The organism is Polynucleobacter sp. MWH-UH19D, assembly GCF_040409795.1.
Lineage (GTDB): Bacteria > Pseudomonadota > Gammaproteobacteria > Burkholderiales > Burkholderiaceae > Polynucleobacter.
The window spans coordinates 196223-213614 of record NZ_CP099571.1; the positions used below are offsets into that span (position 1 = coordinate 196223).

Sequence of the window (17392 nt, forward strand, 5' to 3'; positions counted from 1 at the left end):
AAAATCAATGATTTGATTATATCCATACATGAAAGCATCACAATCATTTCTCGCGACGCTAAAAGAAGCCCCCTCTGACGCTGAGGTGGTTTCGCATAAGCTCATGGTGCGTGCGGGTTTAATTCGCAAATTGAGCGCTGGTGTTTATAACTACCTACCCTTGGGATTAAAAGTAATCCGCAAGGTTGAAAATATTATTCGCGAAGAAATGAATCGTGCGGGTGCTATCGAATTGCTGATGCCGATGATTCAACCGGCAGAATTATGGCAAGAGACAGGTCGCTGGGAAAAAATGGGACCTGAGTTATTGCGCATCAAAGATCGTCATGATCGTGACTTCTTAATTCAGCCGACTTCTGAAGAAGTGATTACTGATTTGGCTCGTAATGAGATTAAGAGCTATAAGCAACTGCCAGTCAATTTTTATCAAATTCAGACGAAGTTTCGTGATGAGCGTCGTCCCCGTTTTGGCATTATGCGTGGGCGCGAGTTCAGTATGAAAGATGCGTATTCATTTGATCGTGATGCAGAAGGTTTGAAGAAGTCATATCAAATCATGTTTGATGCATACACTCGCATCTTCAAGCGAATGGGTTTGAAATTTCGTGCAGTAACCGCCGATAACGGCGCCATTGGCGGTTCTGGTAGCCAAGAGTTTCATGTGATCGCTGATACTGGAGAAGATGCGATTGTGTATTGCCCGAATTCGGATTACGCAGCCAATTTAGAGGCCGCTGAATCCTTGGCATTGATCGCTGCGCGTGCTTCTGCAAGCCAAGCGATGACAAAGGTACCGACACCTGAAAAAACCAATTGTGCTGACGTAGCAAAGTTCCTCAATATCCCCCTTGAGAAAACCGTTAAGTCTTTATTATTCGCCGCTGATCAAGAAAATGGTCCAGCAAAACTCTTTATGTTGTTGGTACGTGGTGATCATGAGCTTAATGAAGTTAAAGCAAGCAAAGTACCAGGTATGGCTGAGTCACGTTTTGCTACTGAAGCAGAAATTAAGCAAGCATGTAATGCCCCTGCAGGCTATTTAGGTCCTGTTGGCGTGAGTGCAAGCGTCACTGTTGTTGCTGACCGAACCGTAGCCAATATGTCAGATTTTGTATGTGGTGCAAATGATGCAGGCCACCATTTGACAGGTGTGAACTGGGGCCGTGATTTGCCAGAGCCCTTAGTGTTAGATATTCGTAATGCGGTAGTTGGCGATCCTTCTCCTGATGGCAAAGGTATTGTTGATATATGCCGTGGAATTGAAGTGGGTCACGTTTTCCAATTGGGTACCCGCTACTCTGAAGCGATGGGTTGTACTTACTTAGATCAGCAAGGCAAAGCCCAGCCGATGGTCATGGGTTGTTATGGCATTGGCGTAACTCGTCTGCTTGGTGCGGCTATTGAACAAGGTCATGACGAAAAGGGAATTATTTGGCCTATCTCGATGGCACCCTTTGAGGTGGTTATTTGCCCAATGGGTTACGAAAAGTCAGAACACGTTAAAGCCGCATCTGATCAGCTGCATGATGAATTGCTTGCTGCTGGCATTGATGTCATTTTGGATGATCGCAATGAGCGTCCAGGTGCGATGTTTGCCGATTGGGAACTGATTGGTGCGCCGTTCCGTGTGGTGATTGGTGATCGTGGTTTGGCAGATTCTCAGGTGGAATTTAAGAGCCGTACTGATGCAGATTCACAGAATGTGCCCTTGACACAAATTAAAGAAAAAGTGATTGCAGCCGTCCAGGCCGCAAAGACATCAGTCAATTAATTCTTCAAACTTGTTTTGATTATTTTTTAAAGAGACCGCCAATACCCTTGGCGGCTCCTTTAGCGGCCATAGCAGCCATGGTGCGCGCCATCTTGCCGCCCTTAAATTGCTTCATCATTGTTTGCATTTGCTCAAATTGAGCAAGCAGACGATTTACCTCCTGCACCTCTACGCCTGAGCCTGCGGCAATGCGACGCTTACGACTGGCTTTAAGTAGCTCGGGTTTTCTGCGTTCTTGAGGTGTCATGCTGTCGATGATGCCGCGCATGCGTTTGGTTTGTTTATCAGCATTACTTAACTTTGCTTTAGAGGCAGCCTGAGCCACTTGACTGGGAAGTTTATCCATCAAGCTAGCCATTCCGCCCATCTTTTGCATTTGCATCAGCTGATCGCGAAAGTCCTCAAGATCAAACCCGCCTTTAGAAATCTTGCTCGCTAACTTTTCTGCCTTTGCTACATCGACGTGTTGCTGTGCTTGTTCAACTAAAGCAAGAATGTCGCCCATACCCAAGATGCGGTTCGCCATACGTTCTGCATCAAAAGCTTCTAGGCCATCCATCTTTTCGGCTACGCCAATGAATTTCAGCGGAACACCGGTGACTTGGCGCACAGAAAGTGCAGCGCCACCACGTGAGTCACCATCTAGTTTGGTGAGAATCACACCAGTCAGTGGCAGTGCCTCATGGAAGGCTTTAGCGGTATTGACCGCATCTTGCCCTAGCATGGCATCCACCACAAATAATGTCTCGATTGGATTGAGGCTGGCATGCAATGTTTTAATTTCTTGCATGAGCGCTTCATCAATACCTAAACGACCTGCTGTATCAACAATCAAGACATCAAAGTAGTGACGGCGCGCCCAATCTAAAGCAGCAGCAGCAATATCGTTTGGTTTTTGATTGATGTCGCTGGGAAAAAATTCGGCACCAACTTGTTTGGTTACCGTCTCAAGCTGTTCGATCGCAGCAGGGCGATACACGTCACAAGATACGGTGAGTACTTTCTTTTTCTTTTTTTCTTGTAACCATTTGGCTAACTTACCAACGGAGGTGGTTTTACCTGCACCCTGTAAGCCTGCCATCAAAATGACTGCCGGGGGTTGAGTGGCTAAATTAAGCTCACCACTTTGATTGGTGTCGCCCGCCATCACTTGAGTGAGCTCGCGTTGTACAACTCCGACCAGTGCTTGACCTGGACTGAGACTACCTACAACCTCTTCACCCAGCGCCTTAAATTTAATTTGCTCTAACAAAGACTTCACTACGGGTAGGGCTACGTCTGCCTCCAGAAGGGCAAGACGGATTTCCCTTAGCATCTCAGCAGTATTGGCTTCGGTAAGGCGGGCTTGGCCTCGCATTGTTTTCACAACGCGGGATAGACGATCGGTGAGGTTTTCTAGCATTTATCGATTAGACTTTGTAGATGGATATTTTAGGTCACCCAGTGTACGAGTTGCTTCCTTCCGGACTCTATCTGCTTCTTCTGCTTTTTTTGAGCTTTAGCTCAAATGGTAAAGGCAAGTCCTCAGAGTCATCGCCGCTCATCCAAGCCTTTATTCTTCTGGCTCTGCTGGCTCACGGAATGCAGTTACATGACTCGGTATTTACATCCCAAGGTTTTGTTTTTGGGTTTGCGCAAGATTTATCACTAATTGCTTGGGTTGGATTGGCTTTCTACTGGTTTCAATCTTGGTTTTTGCCGATTTCCAGCTTGCGTTGGTTAGCCGTTCTTTTTGCATTCGTCTGCTCTCTTTTGCCAAGCGTATTTCCTGGAGCCTTGATTTCGCCAAGAGCAGTTTCTGATCCTTGGTTTAAAGGGCACTTTATTGTCGCCACGATTTCGGTAGGTTTGCTCAGTTTGGCTGCGATGCATGCCATGTTGATGAGCATTCAAGACCGAGCATTGCATCGTCAATTGGCGATTGTCCCCAATAGTCGAATTGCACTTTGGCTCGAAGATTTGCCGCCACTGATGACGATGGAAAGCCTTTTATTTAATTTGTTATATGTTGGATTCGCGCTTTTGAGCATGACCGTTTTTTCTGGTCTACTGTTTTCTCAAACGCTATTTGGTAGGCCACTGGTGTTTGATCACAAAACCATTTTCGCTTTACTCTCTTGGTTTTTATTTGCAGGCTTGTTGTTAGCTCGTTGGCGAGTAGGTTTACGAGGTAGGGCGGCGATTCGTTGGGTCTTAAGCGCATACTTTGCGCTGCTTCTTGCTTATGTGGGAAGCCGCTTTGTTTTAGAAGTCATTCTGCAGAGAGCGTAATCCTTGTTCAAGTGGCTTCTTTTAATTGCTGGCGCATACCTTTTCTATCGCTGGCTAAAAGGTAAAAAACAACTTCAGGCTGCTGATAAGAAAACCCATCATTCCTCGCCAAATCAGGCCCAGAAGGCAATTGATCCTGAAGTAATGGTGCAGTGTCAGCACTGCAAATTACACCTCCCTAAATCAGAAGCCAAGGCTTTTGAGGAACGTTTTTATTGTTCTCAAGAACATCTAAATGGACTCGATCAAGATGGTTGGGTTGGTTCTGCAAAATGGCGTCTTTCACCAAATCAAGATATCCGCCCAGAAGGAGTTTCACCAGATTTAGTGGTAATTCATCACATCAGTTTGCCGCCTGGTGAATTTAAAACGCAAAATTCTAGTCAGTACATCATTGATTTTTTTCAAAACCAGTTAGATGTGAGGGCGCATCCTTACTTTGAGGAAATTGCAGGACAAAAAGTATCTAGCCATTTTTTAATCACTCGAACTGGTGAATTGGTGCAGTTTGTATCTACTCAAAATAAAGCTTGGCACGCTGGGGTCTCTTCATTTATGGGTAGAGAAAAATGCAATGATTTCTCAATTGGCATTGAACTAGAGGGTGATGGGGACACGCTATTTGAAGATGCGCAATACCAAGTCTTAAAAACGCTCACTCAGCTATTGGCAAGTCGTTACCCTAATCTGCAATTTGCAGGACATAGTGATATTGCACCCGATCGAAAGACGGATCCCGGAACTCATTTTGACTGGAAAAAGTTCCAAAATGAGACAGGCATTTCCCCGGAAAACCTGCCTTACGGATTAACTCCTCGTTAGCTCCCAAATTTGTATGTGAGCATACGCTTACTTTTTTAGCCTTAAGTTAAAAAGGGCGAAAAGTAACGCACCAAAATGACCCCCAAAATAGGGCAATCCCTTAGTAAAAATACTAATAAATATTTGTAGGAAAAGACTTATCAAGATCTCAATATTTCCCTATACTTAGTAGCTAATTCAATTTACAACACTAGATATAGTGTTTAAATCCAGCAATACCTTATTGTTTTTTAACGATATTTTGTCCAAATAACTATATATAGACGCGGGAGCAACATGACATACGCAAATCCACAGACGGCAGGCCAAGCACCTGGTTTAAATAACCCAGGAATGAATCCTGCAGGGGCAATCAATCAAGCCCCTTCCGCCAGTTTTGTTGCTGGTGGTGTTGGTGGCACACAAGCGACCCAATTGTCCGATTACAAAATCATTCGCCGCAATGGTTCTGTTGTTGCATTTGAGCCATCCAAAATTGCCATTGCAGTAACTAAGGCATTTTTGGCTGTGAATGGTGGTCAAGGTGCTGCATCTGCGCGTATTCGTGAGCAAGTTGAACAACTAACGCACTCTGTTGTGCGCGCTTTATTGCGTAGCCGTCCTAATGGCGGCACTTTCCATATCGAAGATATTCAAGATCAAGTCGAATTGGCTTTGATGCGTAGCGGTGAGCACAACGTTGCTCGTGCGTATGTTCTTTATCGTGAGAAGCGTAATCAAGAGCGTGCCGCGCAACAAGAGGTTGCTCAAGAAGTTCAAACTGCAAATCAAGCGGCTGAGTCTGGTATTAAGGTAACCGACAATGGTGTAGAAAAGTGGCTTGATATGGCTGCATTGCGCACTGTGATTGAAGCTGCTTGTGAGGGCCTTGGCAACCATATCGATGCCAGCCCAATCATCACTGAGACCATTAAGAATTTATACGACGGCGTGCCAATGGCTCAAGTGTATGACTCCGCCATCTTGGCTTCTCGTACTTTGATTGAAAAAGACCCGGCGTATAGCCAAGTGACAGCGCGCATCTTGATGCACGTGATTCGTAAAGAGATCTTGGGTAAAGAAGTATTGCAGGGTGATATGCAGGCTGAGTACAGCACTTACTTTGCTAAGTACATCCATGAAGGTATTTCAGCGGAATTATTGGACCCTCGCATGAGCGAGTTTGATTTGCCACGCCTGGCTGCCGCTTTGAATGCTAGTCGTGATTTGCAGTTTAACTACCTCGGTCTCCAAACTTTGTATGACCGTTATTTCTTGCACATTGAAGATCGTCGTATCGAGATGCCACAAGCATTCTTCATGCGCGTAGCAATGGGCTTGGCATTGAATGAGTTAGATCGTGAGCGTCGTGCGATTGAGTTCTACGAAATCCTGTCCACATTTGATTTCATGTCCAGTACACCAACCTTGTTTAACTCTGCAACAACTCGTCCACAGCTTTCAAGCTGCTACTTGACGACTGTTGAAGATGATCTCGATGGCATTTATGAGGCATTGAAAGAGAATGCATTGTTATCTAAGTTTGCCGGTGGCTTGGGTAATGACTGGACCAATGTTCGTGCATTGGGTAGTCATATCAAAGGTACTAACGGTAAGTCACAAGGCGTTGTGCCATTCCTCAAAGTGGTGAATGACACAGCCGTTGCTGTAAACCAAGGTGGTAAGCGTAAGGGCGCAGTTTGTGCTTATTTGGAAACTTGGCACCTAGATATTGAAGAGTTCTTGGAGTTGCGTAAGAACACTGGTGATGATCGTCGCCGTACGCACGACATGAACACTTCTAACTGGATTCCAGACCTATTCATGAAGCGCGTCATGGAGAACGGTGAGTGGACTTTGTTCTCTCCATCTAATACGCCTGATTTGCATGACAAATTTGGTAAGGCTTTTGAAGAAGCCTATGTTGCTTACGAGCAAAAAGCAGATCGTGGTGAATTGAAGCCATTCCGTAGAATTCCAGCGCAGCAATTGTGGCGCAAGATGCTTGGCATGTTGTTTGAAACAGGCCACCCATGGATCACTTTCAAAGATCCATGCAATATTCGTAGCCCACAACAGCATATCGGCGTGGTTCACTCTTCCAACCTCTGTACTGAGATTACCCTCAATACAAACGATGACGAGATTGCGGTTTGCAACCTCGGTTCTGTGAACTTAACTGCGCATATGACTACCGATGCAAACGGTAAGTTGGTTCTTGATCACGAGAAACTCCAAAAAACTGTGCGCACTGCAATGCGTATGCTTGATAACGTGATTGATATCAACTACTACGCAGTAGCTAAGGCGCGTAATTCGAACTTAAAGCATCGTCCAGTAGGCATGGGCATCATGGGCTTCCAAGATTGCTTGCATATGCAACGCATTCCTTACGCTAGCGAAGAGGCCGTGAAGTTTGCCGATTCTTCAATGGAAGCGATTTGCTACTACGCATACCAAGCCTCTAGCGAATTAGCTGAAGAGCGTGGCGTATACAGTACCTATAAGGGTTCATTGTGGGATCGTGGCATCCTGCCGCAGGATACTGTAGCGATGTTGGCTGCTGAGCGTGGCGGTTATGTTGAGGTTGATACCTCCTCAACAATGGATTGGGCTAGCTTGCGTACTCGTATCAAGCAACACGGTATGCGCAATTCCAATTGCGTAGCGATTGCCCCGACCGCAACAATTTCAAACATCATTGGTGTTTCTGCTTGTATCGAGCCAACATTCCAAAACTTATTCGTGAAATCCAATCTTTCGGGTGAGTTCACAGTAGTAAATGAGTACTTGGTACGGGATTTGAAAGACCGTGGACTCTGGGATGAAGTCATGATTGCCGACCTCAAGTATTTTGACGGCACCCTGTCTAAGATCGACCGCATTCCCCAAGATCTCCGTGATTTGTATGCAACAGCCTTTGAAGTAGAGCCAAGCTGGTTGGTTGAAGCTGCTTCCCGCCGTCAAAAATGGATTGATCAGGCTCAGTCTTTGAATATCTACATGGCCGGTGCTTCAGGTAAGAAATTGGATGACACCTATAAGTTAGCTTGGTTGCGTGGCCTGAAAACAACCTATTACCTACGCACAATGGCAGCAACCCACGTTGAGAAATCAACTGTGGCTAGCGGTCAGTTGAATTCAGTTTCTAGTGGTGCTGAAGGTAGTGGTATGTCTGCAGCACCTGTTGAAGCAGATGGTCCGGTTTGCACAATGCGTCCAGGCGATCCTGGGTTTGAAGAATGTGAAGCATGCCAATAAGCAATTGGATTATTGGATAGAAATAAAAGAATTTAGGAGAAAGTTATGTTGAATTGGGAAGAGGAGGTAGCTCCAGCACTGGCGAAAGCTGGCCTTGCGCCACAACCAGTTGCGGTGGAGCCACAGCGTCCACAGCCAGATCAAGTAGCAATGGCTGCGCCTCAAGCTACTGCCCCAGCAGCACAAACGCAAAGTGCACCAGCCGCTGGTGGGATGGAAACCCGCCGGGTTAACGTGGCCGATAAGCGAGTGATCAATGCGAAAACTGACGTAAATCAGCTCGTTCCATTTAAATATAAGTGGGCTTGGGAGAAGTATTTAGCAGGTTGCGCTAATCACTGGATGCCACAAGAGATCAATATGAATCGCGATATCGCGCTTTGGAAAGATCCAAATGGCCTGACAGAAGATGAGCGCCGCATTATTAAACGTAATCTTGGCTTCTTTACTACTGCAGATTCTTTAGCAGCAAACAACATTGTCTTGGGCACATATCGTCAGATTACTGCTCCAGAGTGCCGTCAATACCTATTGCGCCAAGCGTTTGAGGAAGCAATTCATACTCACGCCTACCAATATATTGTGGAATCTTTAGGTTTGGATCAAGGCGAAATCTTTAATGCGTATCACGAGATCGAGTCGATTCGCGCTAAAGATGAGTTCTTAATTCCGTTCATTGATGTGCTTACTGACCCAACATTTAAGACTGGCACACTAGAAAACGATCAAAAATTGCTCCGTTCTTTGATTGTTTTTGCCTGCGTAATGGAAGGTTTGTTCTTTTATGTTGGTTTTACGCAAATACTTGCAATGGGTCGCCAAAACAAAATGACTGGTGCTGCGGAACAGTATCAATACATCTTGCGCGACGAGTCAATGCACTGCAATTTTGGTATCGATTTAATTAACCAAATCAAGCTGGAGAACCCGCAGTTATGGACTTCCGCGTTCAAAGACGAGATCAAATCGATCTTCGAAAAAGCGGTTGAATTAGAGTACCGTTATGCAGAAGATACGATGCCTCGAGGAGTGCTCGGATTGAATGCTCCGATGTTCAAAGGTTACCTAAGATACATTTGTAATCGCAGATGTTTGCAAATAGGACTTGACGCGATGTTCCCAAATGAAGAGAATCCATTTCCATGGATGTCAGAAATGATTGATCTTAAGAAAGAAAGAAACTTTTTTGAGACACGCGTTATTGAGTATCAAACTGGTGGTGCGCTTAGTTGGGAGTAGTTAGCTAGTTTTAAAGCGCACAACTGGCTAAATAGGAGATTAGACGGTTGGATAGTTTTAGAAGTCAGCAAAAACAGACTCAAATCCGAAAACCCTTGCTCAAGGGTCTATGGTCTACTCTCCCCATTTTTTCTAACAAATTTAAGAAGCCGTTGTCCTTCGGGGCTACGGCTTTTTTTCCGGGATTCATTAGCGTGCAGCACTTAGCATCAAGCCGCGCGCCGATGAATGGCTCGCTCGTCAACTCCAAAAGGTTGCAAAACCAGATGGAAATGAATGGTCGGGTCTTCTTAATGTAGTTTGTACTAATCCTCACGTGAAGGAGTAACACACATGGCAACAAAGAAAAAACCTGCTGCAAAGAAACCAGCTGCTAAGAAAAAAGTAGCTGCTAAGAAACCAGCTGCTAAGAAAGCAGCAGCTAAGAAGCCAGCTGCTAAAAAAGCTGCTAAAAAGCGCCCAGCTGCTAAAAAAGCAGCAGCTAAGAAGCCAGCTGCTAAAAAAGCTGCTAAAAAGCGCCCAGCTGCTAAAAAAGCAGCAGCTAAAAAGCGCCCAGCCGCTAAAAAGGCTGCTAAAAAGCGCGTAGCAAAAAAAAAGTAAGTAAGCCTGCTGCGAAGAAAGCGGGCTCTGCGGTAAAAAAGCCCGCGGCTAAGAAAGCTGAGTCAGCGACTAGTGCGTTGAATCCAGCTGCAGCTTGGCCCTTCCCAACTGGCACACGTCCTTAATAGACGGGTGTTATTAGAAGGGGTCTCTCACGAGACCCCTTTTTTATTGCCAGTAAATTAGCCGAAACGAACGAAGCTTAAAAGCTAAATCCAAATGCTGACTTAAACTGCTCGGCAATTTGAGTTTTGCTCAAGCGGTGATTTTGGGGTCCTTGATGAGCAATCTTGATTGAACCCATGAGACTAGCTAGTCGCCCAGTAGTTTCCCAATCCATGCCATTTTCAAGACCAAAGAGCAGTCCACCGCGAAATGCATCACCACATCCGGTTGGGTCAATTACTTTTGCCGCCGGAACCGGTGGAATAGTAATGCATTTACCCTCGGTATAGATTTCTGCGCCTTGAGCACCTTTGGTGACAATCAGCGCTTTAACTCTTTCGGCTATTTTTGCCAACTCTAAACCTGTTTTTTTGGAAAGCATCTCGCCTTCATAGTCGTTTACAGCCAAATAGCTGGCAATCTCGACTAATTCGAGGAGCTCTGGACCATCAAACATGGGTAAGCCTTGGCCTGGATCGAATATGAATGGAATGTTTGCATCTGCGAGCTGGTGGCAGTGCTCCCACATTCCTTGTCTGCCGTCTGGAGCAACAATTCCGAACTTTGCTGCTCCTTTAGCGTTTTTGTTGCGCTCTGCCACTACTGATGCCACTTGATTAAGATGCGATTCACTCATCGCTCCAGGATGAAAAGCGGTGATTTGATTATTGGTTTGATCGGTAGTGATCATCGCTTGGGCTGTAAAAGCGTTATCGATTTGGCGAATATGGCTCGAATCAATCTTGAGTTGCTTAAGATGATCCATGTAGGGGTTTGCATCTCCCCCAACAGTTGCCATGATGATTGGGTCGCCACCTAAGAGGTGGAGGTTGTAGGCGATATTGCCAGCACAGCCACCAAATTCACGGCGCATCGTTGGCACTAGAAATGCCACATTGAGGATGTGAATTTGTTCTGGAAGAATTTGATCGGCAAACTTGCCTTCAAAGTTCATGATGGTGTCGTATGCAATAGAGCCACAGATCAGGCTAGCCATAAGTTACTTTCTTTGGTGATGAAGGAGAAATGGTGTCTAAAAAGGTCTTGAAAATGTTTTAACGTGGGTAAATCACATGCACGCGATAACCAGCCGCACCTGGCGGTAGCGTAAACCGCAATTCTGTTTGAATGATCTCCCCTGTAGCGGCGCCATCTTTTAAAAAATGGACATGTGACTCTTGCCAAGCGGATGGCAACCACTCTGATGGAGTAAGTTGAATCGATTTAAGTTCAGATTCATCTGCATCAGTAAAGGAAACAACTAAATTTGGGAGTAAAACTGGGATTGCAAGACGATTTTGCACTGCAACTTTTAGGATAGATTGATTTACAGGCGTTTTAAGGTCCTCACGCGCGTTTTCAGGCGAAAGTGTTGCTGAAGTTATTTTCCATGCGAAAAAATCGCTTACAGGGCTGTTAAAACACTTTAATGCGCTACATAATTTTTGATCAATCGATTGCAAAACTGAAAAAGCACGAACTGCAACAGTATTTGATGTTCCATCGATGCGTGGTGCTAATGCAGGAATCAGAGAATTTCTGAAAAGATGCTCACCCAGCAATAGCAAGACCAGCAAAAAAAGACTCAGCAGAGTCAGTTTTAGATACCCCGATTGTTTAATACTTTTTTTTTGACTATGGGTTGAATATGCGCTGGCAACAGTTTCAGAAATGGGGCCAATCTTTTGTTTACGCTCCAGGGCGCCATGCAAGCAAACCCAGCCTTCACTCTCACGCCACACAGTAAGTTGAAGCCACTGGCTATAGGTGGCAATAACTTCATCTGCTTGGCGCGCAAGCACACCCGATAAAACAATTTGACCGCCTGGACGCATCTTATTGACTAATGCAGGAGCTAGTACCTGCAAAGGGTTGGCCAAAATGTTTGCCATCACAATGTCGTATTTAATTTCTGCTGCTAACTCTGGAGCACCTTCGGTTGGTAATACAAATCGAATCTCAGCGTGATTGATTTCAGCGTTGCTTTGAGCGGCAACCATCGCTTGAGGGTCGATGTCAGTACCAACTACAGGATTGCAGCCAAGCTTAGCTGCAGCAATAGCCAAAATGCCAGATCCACAGCCGTAATCCAACAAACTTTGATTTGCGAGATTCTGATATTCTTCTAGCCAAAGTAAGCATAAATGTGTAGTTGGATGACTACCTGTTCCAAAGGCAAGTCCAGGATCTACTGCTAAGCAAATTGCATTTGGATCGCTCGGTGCGTCATGCCAAGAGGGAACTACCCAGATCCGTTTTCCAATCTGAATGGGCGCAAACTGGCTCTGAGTTAAGCGAACCCAGTCTTGTTCTTCCACAGTTTTTTCTTGAGGCGCAGCTAGTTGGAAGCCAGCCTCTTTGAGGGAGGCTAATAGCTCTGGAATGAATTCCGCGGAGCCTGATGCATCGATTTCGGGGTTGAAGAGGGCGGTAACCGATGATCTATCCCAAGCTTGTACTTCAGGTGATAAACCTGGTTCGCCGTAGAGTGGGTTTTCGTCATAGCCACCTGCGGCATCATCTTCAACCGTTACAGAGAGCGCACCCAACTCGAGTAATGCATCTCCTAAAGGTTCGGCAGTCTCTGCTGCTACCGTGAATACCAGTTCACGATAAGACATGTAACGCTCTTATAGCTCGCATCAATTACGATTTGCCGCGGCTGGCAGCTTGTTCTTCTAAACGATGTTCAAGATAGTGAATGCTTGTGCCGCCCTCTATAAAGTTTGGATCGAGCATCAGTTCACGGTGTAGAGGAACGTTCGTAGTAATGCCATCAATCACCATTTCAGAAAGGGCAATTTGCATGCGACGAATAGCTTGTTCGCGAGTATTGCCGTAAGAAATAAGTTTGCCGATCATGGAATCGTAATTAGATGGAACCATATAGCCGCTATATGCGTGAGAGTCCACGCGAATACCGGGACCACCAGGCATATGGAATGAGCCAATGCGGCCAGGACTTGGGGTGAACTTGAAAGGGTCTTCCGCGTTAAGGCGGCACTCGATGGCGTGCCCACGGAACACAATATCTTTCTGGCGATAGCTCAGCTTTAAGCCAGCAGCAATCCGAATCTGTTCTTGAACGATATCCACGCCGGTGATCATCTCGGTAACAGGGTGCTCAACCTGAACGCGGGTATTCATCTCGATAAAGAAGAATTCGCCATTCTCATACAAAAACTCAAAAGTGCCCGCACCACGATAGCCAATTTTTCTGCAGGCATCTGCACAACGCTCGCCAATTTTAGCGATTAAGCGACGATCAATTCCTGGGGCTGGCGCTTCTTCAATTACTTTTTGATGGCGACGTTGCATAGAGCAATCGCGTTCACCAAGCCATATCGCATTTCCATGGGTATCTGCTAGAACCTGAATTTCTACATGGCGAGGTTTTTCTAAGAACTTCTCCATATAGACTTCTGGGTTACCGAATGCACGACCTGCTTCTTCACGAGTCATGTTTACAGCATTAATTAAATGCGCTTCGGTATGAACTACACGCATACCGCGACCGCCACCGCCACCAGCTGCTTTAATAATGACGGGATACCCCACTTTTTTTGCAGTAGCAATAATTTCTTTTGGATTGTCTGGCAACGCCCCATCAGAACCAGGAACGCAAGGCACACCAGCTTTAATCATGGCGCGTTTAGCAGAAACTTTATCGCCCATGAGTCGAATGGATGCGGCAGTTGGACCAATAAAAGCAAAACCCGATTTTTCAACGCGTTCAGCGAAGTCTGCATTCTCAGAGAGGAAGCCGTAACCTGGATGGATTGCTTCAGCGTCAGTTACTTCCGCCGCGGAAATAATCGCCGGCATGTTCAGATAACTTTGGGGTGAGGGTGCAGGGCCGATACATACGGCTTCATCAGCTAGTTTGACGTATTTGGCTTCTTTATCAGCTGTGGAGTACACCACAACGGTTTTAATTCCCAACTCGCGACAGGCGCGTTGGATGCGAAGAGCGATTTCTCCGCGATTGGCAATCAGAATCTTATCGAACATGTCGGCTCTGAGTTAGGTAAAGGGTTTGAAAAAATGAAAAAAGAATTAAGTGCAATGAATTGTGATTTAGTGCTTAAGCAATCACAAATAAGGGTTGATCAAATTCAACGCCTTGACCGTTTTCACACAGAATTTCTTTGATCACACCAGCCTTCTCAGATTCAATTTCATTAAGCAACTTCATTGCTTCAATGATGCAAAGTGTTTGACCAACTTTTACCGTGTCACCGACATTTACAAAGTTTGGAGACTCGGGGTTTGGCGCGCGATAGAAGGTGCCAACCATTGGTGAGCGGGCAACAAAGCCTTCTGCAACAGCGGGCGCTTCTGCAGCAGGCGCTTGAGATGTGACTGTTGGTGCCACAGGCGCTGCCGCAATAGTTTGTACTGGCGCAGGATTGGCATAGACAACCTGTCCTGTTGCAACTGGAGAACCGGAATTGACAATGCGAACACGATCTTCACCCTCGTTTACTTCTAATTCAGAAATGCCCGATTCAGAAACCAGGTCGATCAAGGTTTTAAGTTTTCTAAGATCCATATGAGTGCGTCCTCTCTTGAAATTCTGTAAATAAGCTTATTTATTTAAACGGGCAATTGCTGCCTGCAATGCAAGTTCATAGCCAATTGCACCAAGCCCGCAAATCACTCCTGTCGCAATGTCAGATAGGAAGGAGTGTTTCCGAAATTCTTCGCGCTGATGAATGTTGGATAAATGAACTTCAGTAAATGGAATGGCAACCCCAGCCAAGACATCACGCAGCGCTACGCTAGTGTGGGTAAAAGCGCCTGGATTAATGATGATGAAATCCACCCCATCTTGCTTTGCTTTCTGGATGCGATCAATCAATTCACCTTCATGGTTGCTTTGGTAGGTGTTCAATTCAATAGACTGGGCTTTTGCAATCTCGCCTAACCTTTGGTGGATATCTTCAAGGGTAGTTTTGCCATAAACCTCTGGCTCACGAGTGCCCAGTAGATTGAGGTTCGGGCCTTGTATAACGAGAATTGAAGCTTTTTTAGACATAGATCCCTATTTTTAGATGCAGTTAGGTGTCAATTGTTTAATTTGGCTTTTAGCCACCCACACTACTATTTGCTTCAGTTGTGATGGGTGAAAGTATACCTTCAGAAGTCTCTGAAAAGTTTAAAACTGGGCCTCAAAAATCAAATTTTCACTACTTTTACATGCAAATAATGAAAATTACCGAGTAAATTGCTTATTAATTAGGCAATTAATAAAAGATTGAAATTAGCTAAAATAGCTTAAAAACACTTAAAGTGTGCTTTTAATAGCTTTTTTCAGCTCATCTTCGCTTATTTTCCCTAATTTTGTGAAAGTAGACTTCCCGCTTGGGCTAATGATGATGGTGTAGGGCAGGGCTCCTTGAGAATTTCCCATTTGCTTTGCCAGATTGCTACCTTCCAATCCGCCAATAACGATTGGGTAGGAAACGGGGGTTTTTTGGAGAAATTCACGTATATTAGATGGTGAATCAATACCGATACCGACAAATAAGACATTGTTAGTGGCATATTCTTTGGAAATTTGATCCAAAGTGGGCATTTCTTCTACGCAAGGAGGGCACCATGATGCCCAAAAGTTGACTACCAACACTTTCCCTCGCCAATTGTCGGTATTGGCTGGTTTTCCTTCTGGCGTTTGCCAAGAATTAGCGAAAAATGCCTTGATGGACGGTTCGCTGGCTAGCCCAGATTGAGTGATCCATTGCGAAGTCAATATGCCCGCAAGAAGTGCCAATATGCTGACGCCTGCAATCACAATCCATTGTCTTCGGTTCATCTCCAGTCCTTCGCTAAAATTCGTTAATGCATATACATATTTTGGGCATTTGCGGCACTTTCATGGGTGGCATTGCCGCAATAGCTAGACAAGCAGGGCATCGCGTAACGGGTTGCGATGCCAATGTTTACCCCCCAATGAGCACGCAACTGGAATCCCAGGGTATTGAGCTGATTGAGGGTTTCTCGCCAGATCAATTATTGCAGTTTGAGACGATGCCAGATTTATTTGTGATCGGCAATGTGGTTTCGCGTGGCAATCCATTGATGGAGGCCATTCTGAATCAAGGGCTTCCCTATATCTCCGGCCCACAATGGCTTGGCGAGCAAGTTTTATATGGCAGACATGTTTTGGCGGTAGCAGGTACGCACGGCAAAACCACTACTTCAGCAATGCTCACTTGGATTTTGGAGTTCAATGGTTATCAGCCAGGGTATTTGATTGGAGGCGTGCCGTTAAATTTCACAGTCTCTGCACGTTTGGGCGACGGTCGATATTTTGTAATTGAAGCGGATGAGTACGACACTGCGTTTTTTGATAAGCGCAGTAAGTTTGTTCACTACAGACCGCGTACCGCTGTATTAAATAATTTGGAATTTGATCACGCCGATATTTTTGCGGACCTTGCTGCAATTGAAACCCAGTTTCACCATTTAGTACGCACTGTTCCAGGCGATGGATTATTAGTGGTGAATGGTGAGGAGCCTGCTTTAGAGCGCGTCATCACTAGAGGTGCATGGGCGCCGGTAGAGCGCTTTGGGCAAGACGCTGCTAACGAGTGGTCTTTGGTTTCACAAGAGGCCGATGGTTTCCTTGTTCGCAAAGCAGGCAAAATTGTTGCCACGGTGACCTGGGCGCCAGATTCTGGCGTAATGGGTAGGCACAATCAATTGAATGCGCTTGCTGCAATTGCGGCTGCAAACCATATTGGAATTTCTCCTGCAGATTCTGCGCGTGCATTGGCTGAATTTAAAAACGTCAAGCGTCGACTCGAGACCATTGGTGTTGCTAATGGCGTTACTGTTTATGACGATTTTGCGCACCACCCTACTGCTATTACAACTACAGTTGATGGTCTGCATCGACGTGTAGGTAAGTCCCGTATTTTGGCTGTTCTTGAGCCTCGTTCTAATACGATGAAGCTTGGCACGATGAAAGCCCAGTTACCTGATAGCTTGCAGCAAGCTGATCTAGTTTTTGCCTATGGCGCTAGTAGCGGTAAAGAGCCTTTGGGATGGAATTTGGCAGAGGTTCTCGCGCCACTCAATTCTAAAGAGGAAGTGAAAGCGCAAGCATTTGATGACCTAGATTCTCTCGTGCTTGCAGTGGCAAAAGAAGCTAAGCCAGGCGATCACATTTTGGTCATGAGTAATGGCGGCTTTGGTGGCGTACACCAAAAAATATTAAAAGCAATCGCAAGCTAAATTCATTTGCAGCAACTTCACATACAACTACAGATACTGAAAGTA

At 45.5% G+C, this 17392-nt stretch carries 14 protein-coding genes and 1 pseudogene; 7 read left to right on the forward strand and 8 right to left on the reverse strand.

The features are described from left to right. The first annotated feature begins 28 nt into the window (after positions 1-28). A complete protein-coding gene (locus NHB34_RS01065) occupies positions 29-1771 on the forward strand; it encodes a proline--tRNA ligase (protein WP_353427717.1) in 1743 nt (580 codons plus the stop codon). A 19-nt stretch (positions 1772-1790) separates the two neighbouring features. Here the strand turns inward: NHB34_RS01065 and ffh are convergent, their stop codons facing one another. Next, entirely contained in the window at positions 1791-3173 is a 1383-nt protein-coding gene (gene ffh / locus NHB34_RS01070; RefSeq protein ID WP_353427718.1) for a signal recognition particle protein, read from the reverse strand. Between the two features lie 20 nt (positions 3174-3193). Between ffh and ccsA the strand changes: the two genes are divergently transcribed. From ccsA to NHB34_RS01095, 5 genes are all read left to right on the forward strand, one after another. Continuing rightward, positions 3194-4042, forward strand: coding sequence for a cytochrome c biogenesis protein CcsA (gene ccsA / locus NHB34_RS01075; protein ID WP_353427719.1), 849 nt, complete (start codon positions 3194-3196; stop codon positions 4040-4042). 3 nt (positions 4043-4045) lie between these two features. Further along, positions 4046-4864, forward strand: a complete 819-nt coding sequence (gene ampD / locus NHB34_RS01080) for a 1,6-anhydro-N-acetylmuramyl-L-alanine amidase AmpD (protein WP_353427720.1) — start codon at positions 4046-4048, stop codon at positions 4862-4864. A 276-nt stretch (positions 4865-5140) separates the two neighbouring features. Beyond that, positions 5141-8104, forward strand: a complete 2964-nt coding sequence (locus NHB34_RS01085) for a ribonucleoside-diphosphate reductase subunit alpha (protein ID WP_353427721.1) — start codon at positions 5141-5143, stop codon at positions 8102-8104. A gap of 45 nt (positions 8105-8149) precedes the next feature. Then, a complete protein-coding gene (locus tag NHB34_RS01090) occupies positions 8150-9343 on the forward strand; it encodes a ribonucleotide-diphosphate reductase subunit beta (RefSeq protein WP_353427722.1) in 1194 nt (397 codons plus the stop codon). A gap of 333 nt (positions 9344-9676) precedes the next feature. Beyond that, on the forward strand, positions 9677-9943 hold the full coding sequence (locus NHB34_RS01095; protein WP_353427723.1) for a hypothetical protein: 267 nt from the start codon (positions 9677-9679) through the stop codon (positions 9941-9943). 202 nt (positions 9944-10145) lie between these two features. Here the strand turns inward: NHB34_RS01095 and NHB34_RS01100 are convergent, their stop codons facing one another. The 7 genes and pseudogenes from NHB34_RS01100 to NHB34_RS01130 form a co-directional block, all read right to left on the reverse strand. After that, the gene (locus tag NHB34_RS01100) at positions 10146-11105 is read right to left on the reverse strand and encodes a carbohydrate kinase family protein (RefSeq protein WP_353427724.1); all 960 of its coding nucleotides are present in this window, start codon (positions 11103-11105) and stop codon (positions 10146-10148) included. Between the two features lie 58 nt (positions 11106-11163). Next, positions 11164-11820: a DUF3426 domain-containing protein gene (locus NHB34_RS01105; RefSeq protein WP_353428518.1), complete on the reverse strand. Its 657-nt coding sequence runs from the start codon at positions 11818-11820 to the stop codon at positions 11164-11166. Next, positions 11812-12729, reverse strand: a pseudogene (gene prmA / locus NHB34_RS01110) (50S ribosomal protein L11 methyltransferase); the annotation flags it as partial. The gene NHB34_RS01105 and the pseudogene prmA, both read right to left, overlap by 9 nt. 25 nt (positions 12730-12754) lie before the next feature. After that, positions 12755-14119 carry an acetyl-CoA carboxylase biotin carboxylase subunit gene (gene accC / locus NHB34_RS01115; protein WP_353427725.1) on the reverse strand — a complete coding sequence of 455 codons (1365 nt, stop codon included), beginning with the start codon at positions 14117-14119 and terminating at the stop codon, positions 12755-12757. Between the two features lie 73 nt (positions 14120-14192). Then, positions 14193-14660 (reverse strand): acetyl-CoA carboxylase biotin carboxyl carrier protein, encoded by a 468-nt coding sequence (gene accB / locus NHB34_RS01120; RefSeq protein ID WP_353427726.1) that lies wholly within the window; start codon positions 14658-14660, stop codon positions 14193-14195. Positions 14661-14696: 36 nt separating this feature from the next. Further along, entirely contained in the window at positions 14697-15146 is a 450-nt protein-coding gene (gene aroQ / locus NHB34_RS01125) for a type II 3-dehydroquinate dehydratase (protein WP_353427727.1), read from the reverse strand. Positions 15147-15395: 249 nt separating this feature from the next. Continuing rightward, complete coding sequence (locus NHB34_RS01130) at positions 15396-15923, reverse strand: TlpA disulfide reductase family protein (RefSeq protein WP_353427728.1); 528 nt, start codon at positions 15921-15923, stop codon at positions 15396-15398. Between the two features lie 26 nt (positions 15924-15949). Here NHB34_RS01130 and mpl point away from each other — a divergent pair, with 26 nt between their 5' ends. After that, positions 15950-17347, forward strand: coding sequence for a UDP-N-acetylmuramate:L-alanyl-gamma-D-glutamyl-meso-diaminopimelate ligase (mpl, locus tag NHB34_RS01135; protein ID WP_353427729.1), 1398 nt, complete (start codon positions 15950-15952; stop codon positions 17345-17347). Positions 17348-17392: the final 45 nt, after the last annotated feature.

What these genes read in the sequence shown, in the direction of transcription:
- NHB34_RS01065 (WP_353427717.1), top strand. Translation starts at nt 29, where the DNA reads ATGAAAGCATCACAATCATTTCTCGCGACGCTAAAAGAAGCCCCCTCT.
- ffh (WP_353427718.1), bottom strand. Translation starts at nt 3,173, where the DNA reads ATGCTAGAAAACCTCACCGATCGTCTATCCCGCGTTGTGAAAACAATG.
- ccsA (WP_353427719.1), top strand. Translation starts at nt 3,194, where the DNA reads ATGGATATTTTAGGTCACCCAGTGTACGAGTTGCTTCCTTCCGGACTC.
- NHB34_RS01085 (WP_353427721.1), top strand. Translation starts at nt 5,141, where the DNA reads ATGACATACGCAAATCCACAGACGGCAGGCCAAGCACCTGGTTTAAAT.
- NHB34_RS01090 (WP_353427722.1), top strand. Translation starts at nt 8,150, where the DNA reads ATGTTGAATTGGGAAGAGGAGGTAGCTCCAGCACTGGCGAAAGCTGGC.
- NHB34_RS01095 (WP_353427723.1), top strand. Translation starts at nt 9,677, where the DNA reads ATGGCAACAAAGAAAAAACCTGCTGCAAAGAAACCAGCTGCTAAGAAA.
- NHB34_RS01100 (WP_353427724.1), bottom strand. Translation starts at nt 11,105, where the DNA reads ATGGCTAGCCTGATCTGTGGCTCTATTGCATACGACACCATCATGAAC.
- accC (WP_353427725.1), bottom strand. Translation starts at nt 14,119, where the DNA reads ATGTTCGATAAGATTCTGATTGCCAATCGCGGAGAAATCGCTCTTCGC.
- accB (WP_353427726.1), bottom strand. Translation starts at nt 14,660, where the DNA reads ATGGATCTTAGAAAACTTAAAACCTTGATCGACCTGGTTTCTGAATCG.
- aroQ (WP_353427727.1), bottom strand. Translation starts at nt 15,146, where the DNA reads ATGTCTAAAAAAGCTTCAATTCTCGTTATACAAGGCCCGAACCTCAAT.
- NHB34_RS01130 (WP_353427728.1), bottom strand. Translation starts at nt 15,923, where the DNA reads ATGAACCGAAGACAATGGATTGTGATTGCAGGCGTCAGCATATTGGCA.
- mpl (WP_353427729.1), top strand. Translation starts at nt 15,950, where the DNA reads ATGCATATACATATTTTGGGCATTTGCGGCACTTTCATGGGTGGCATT.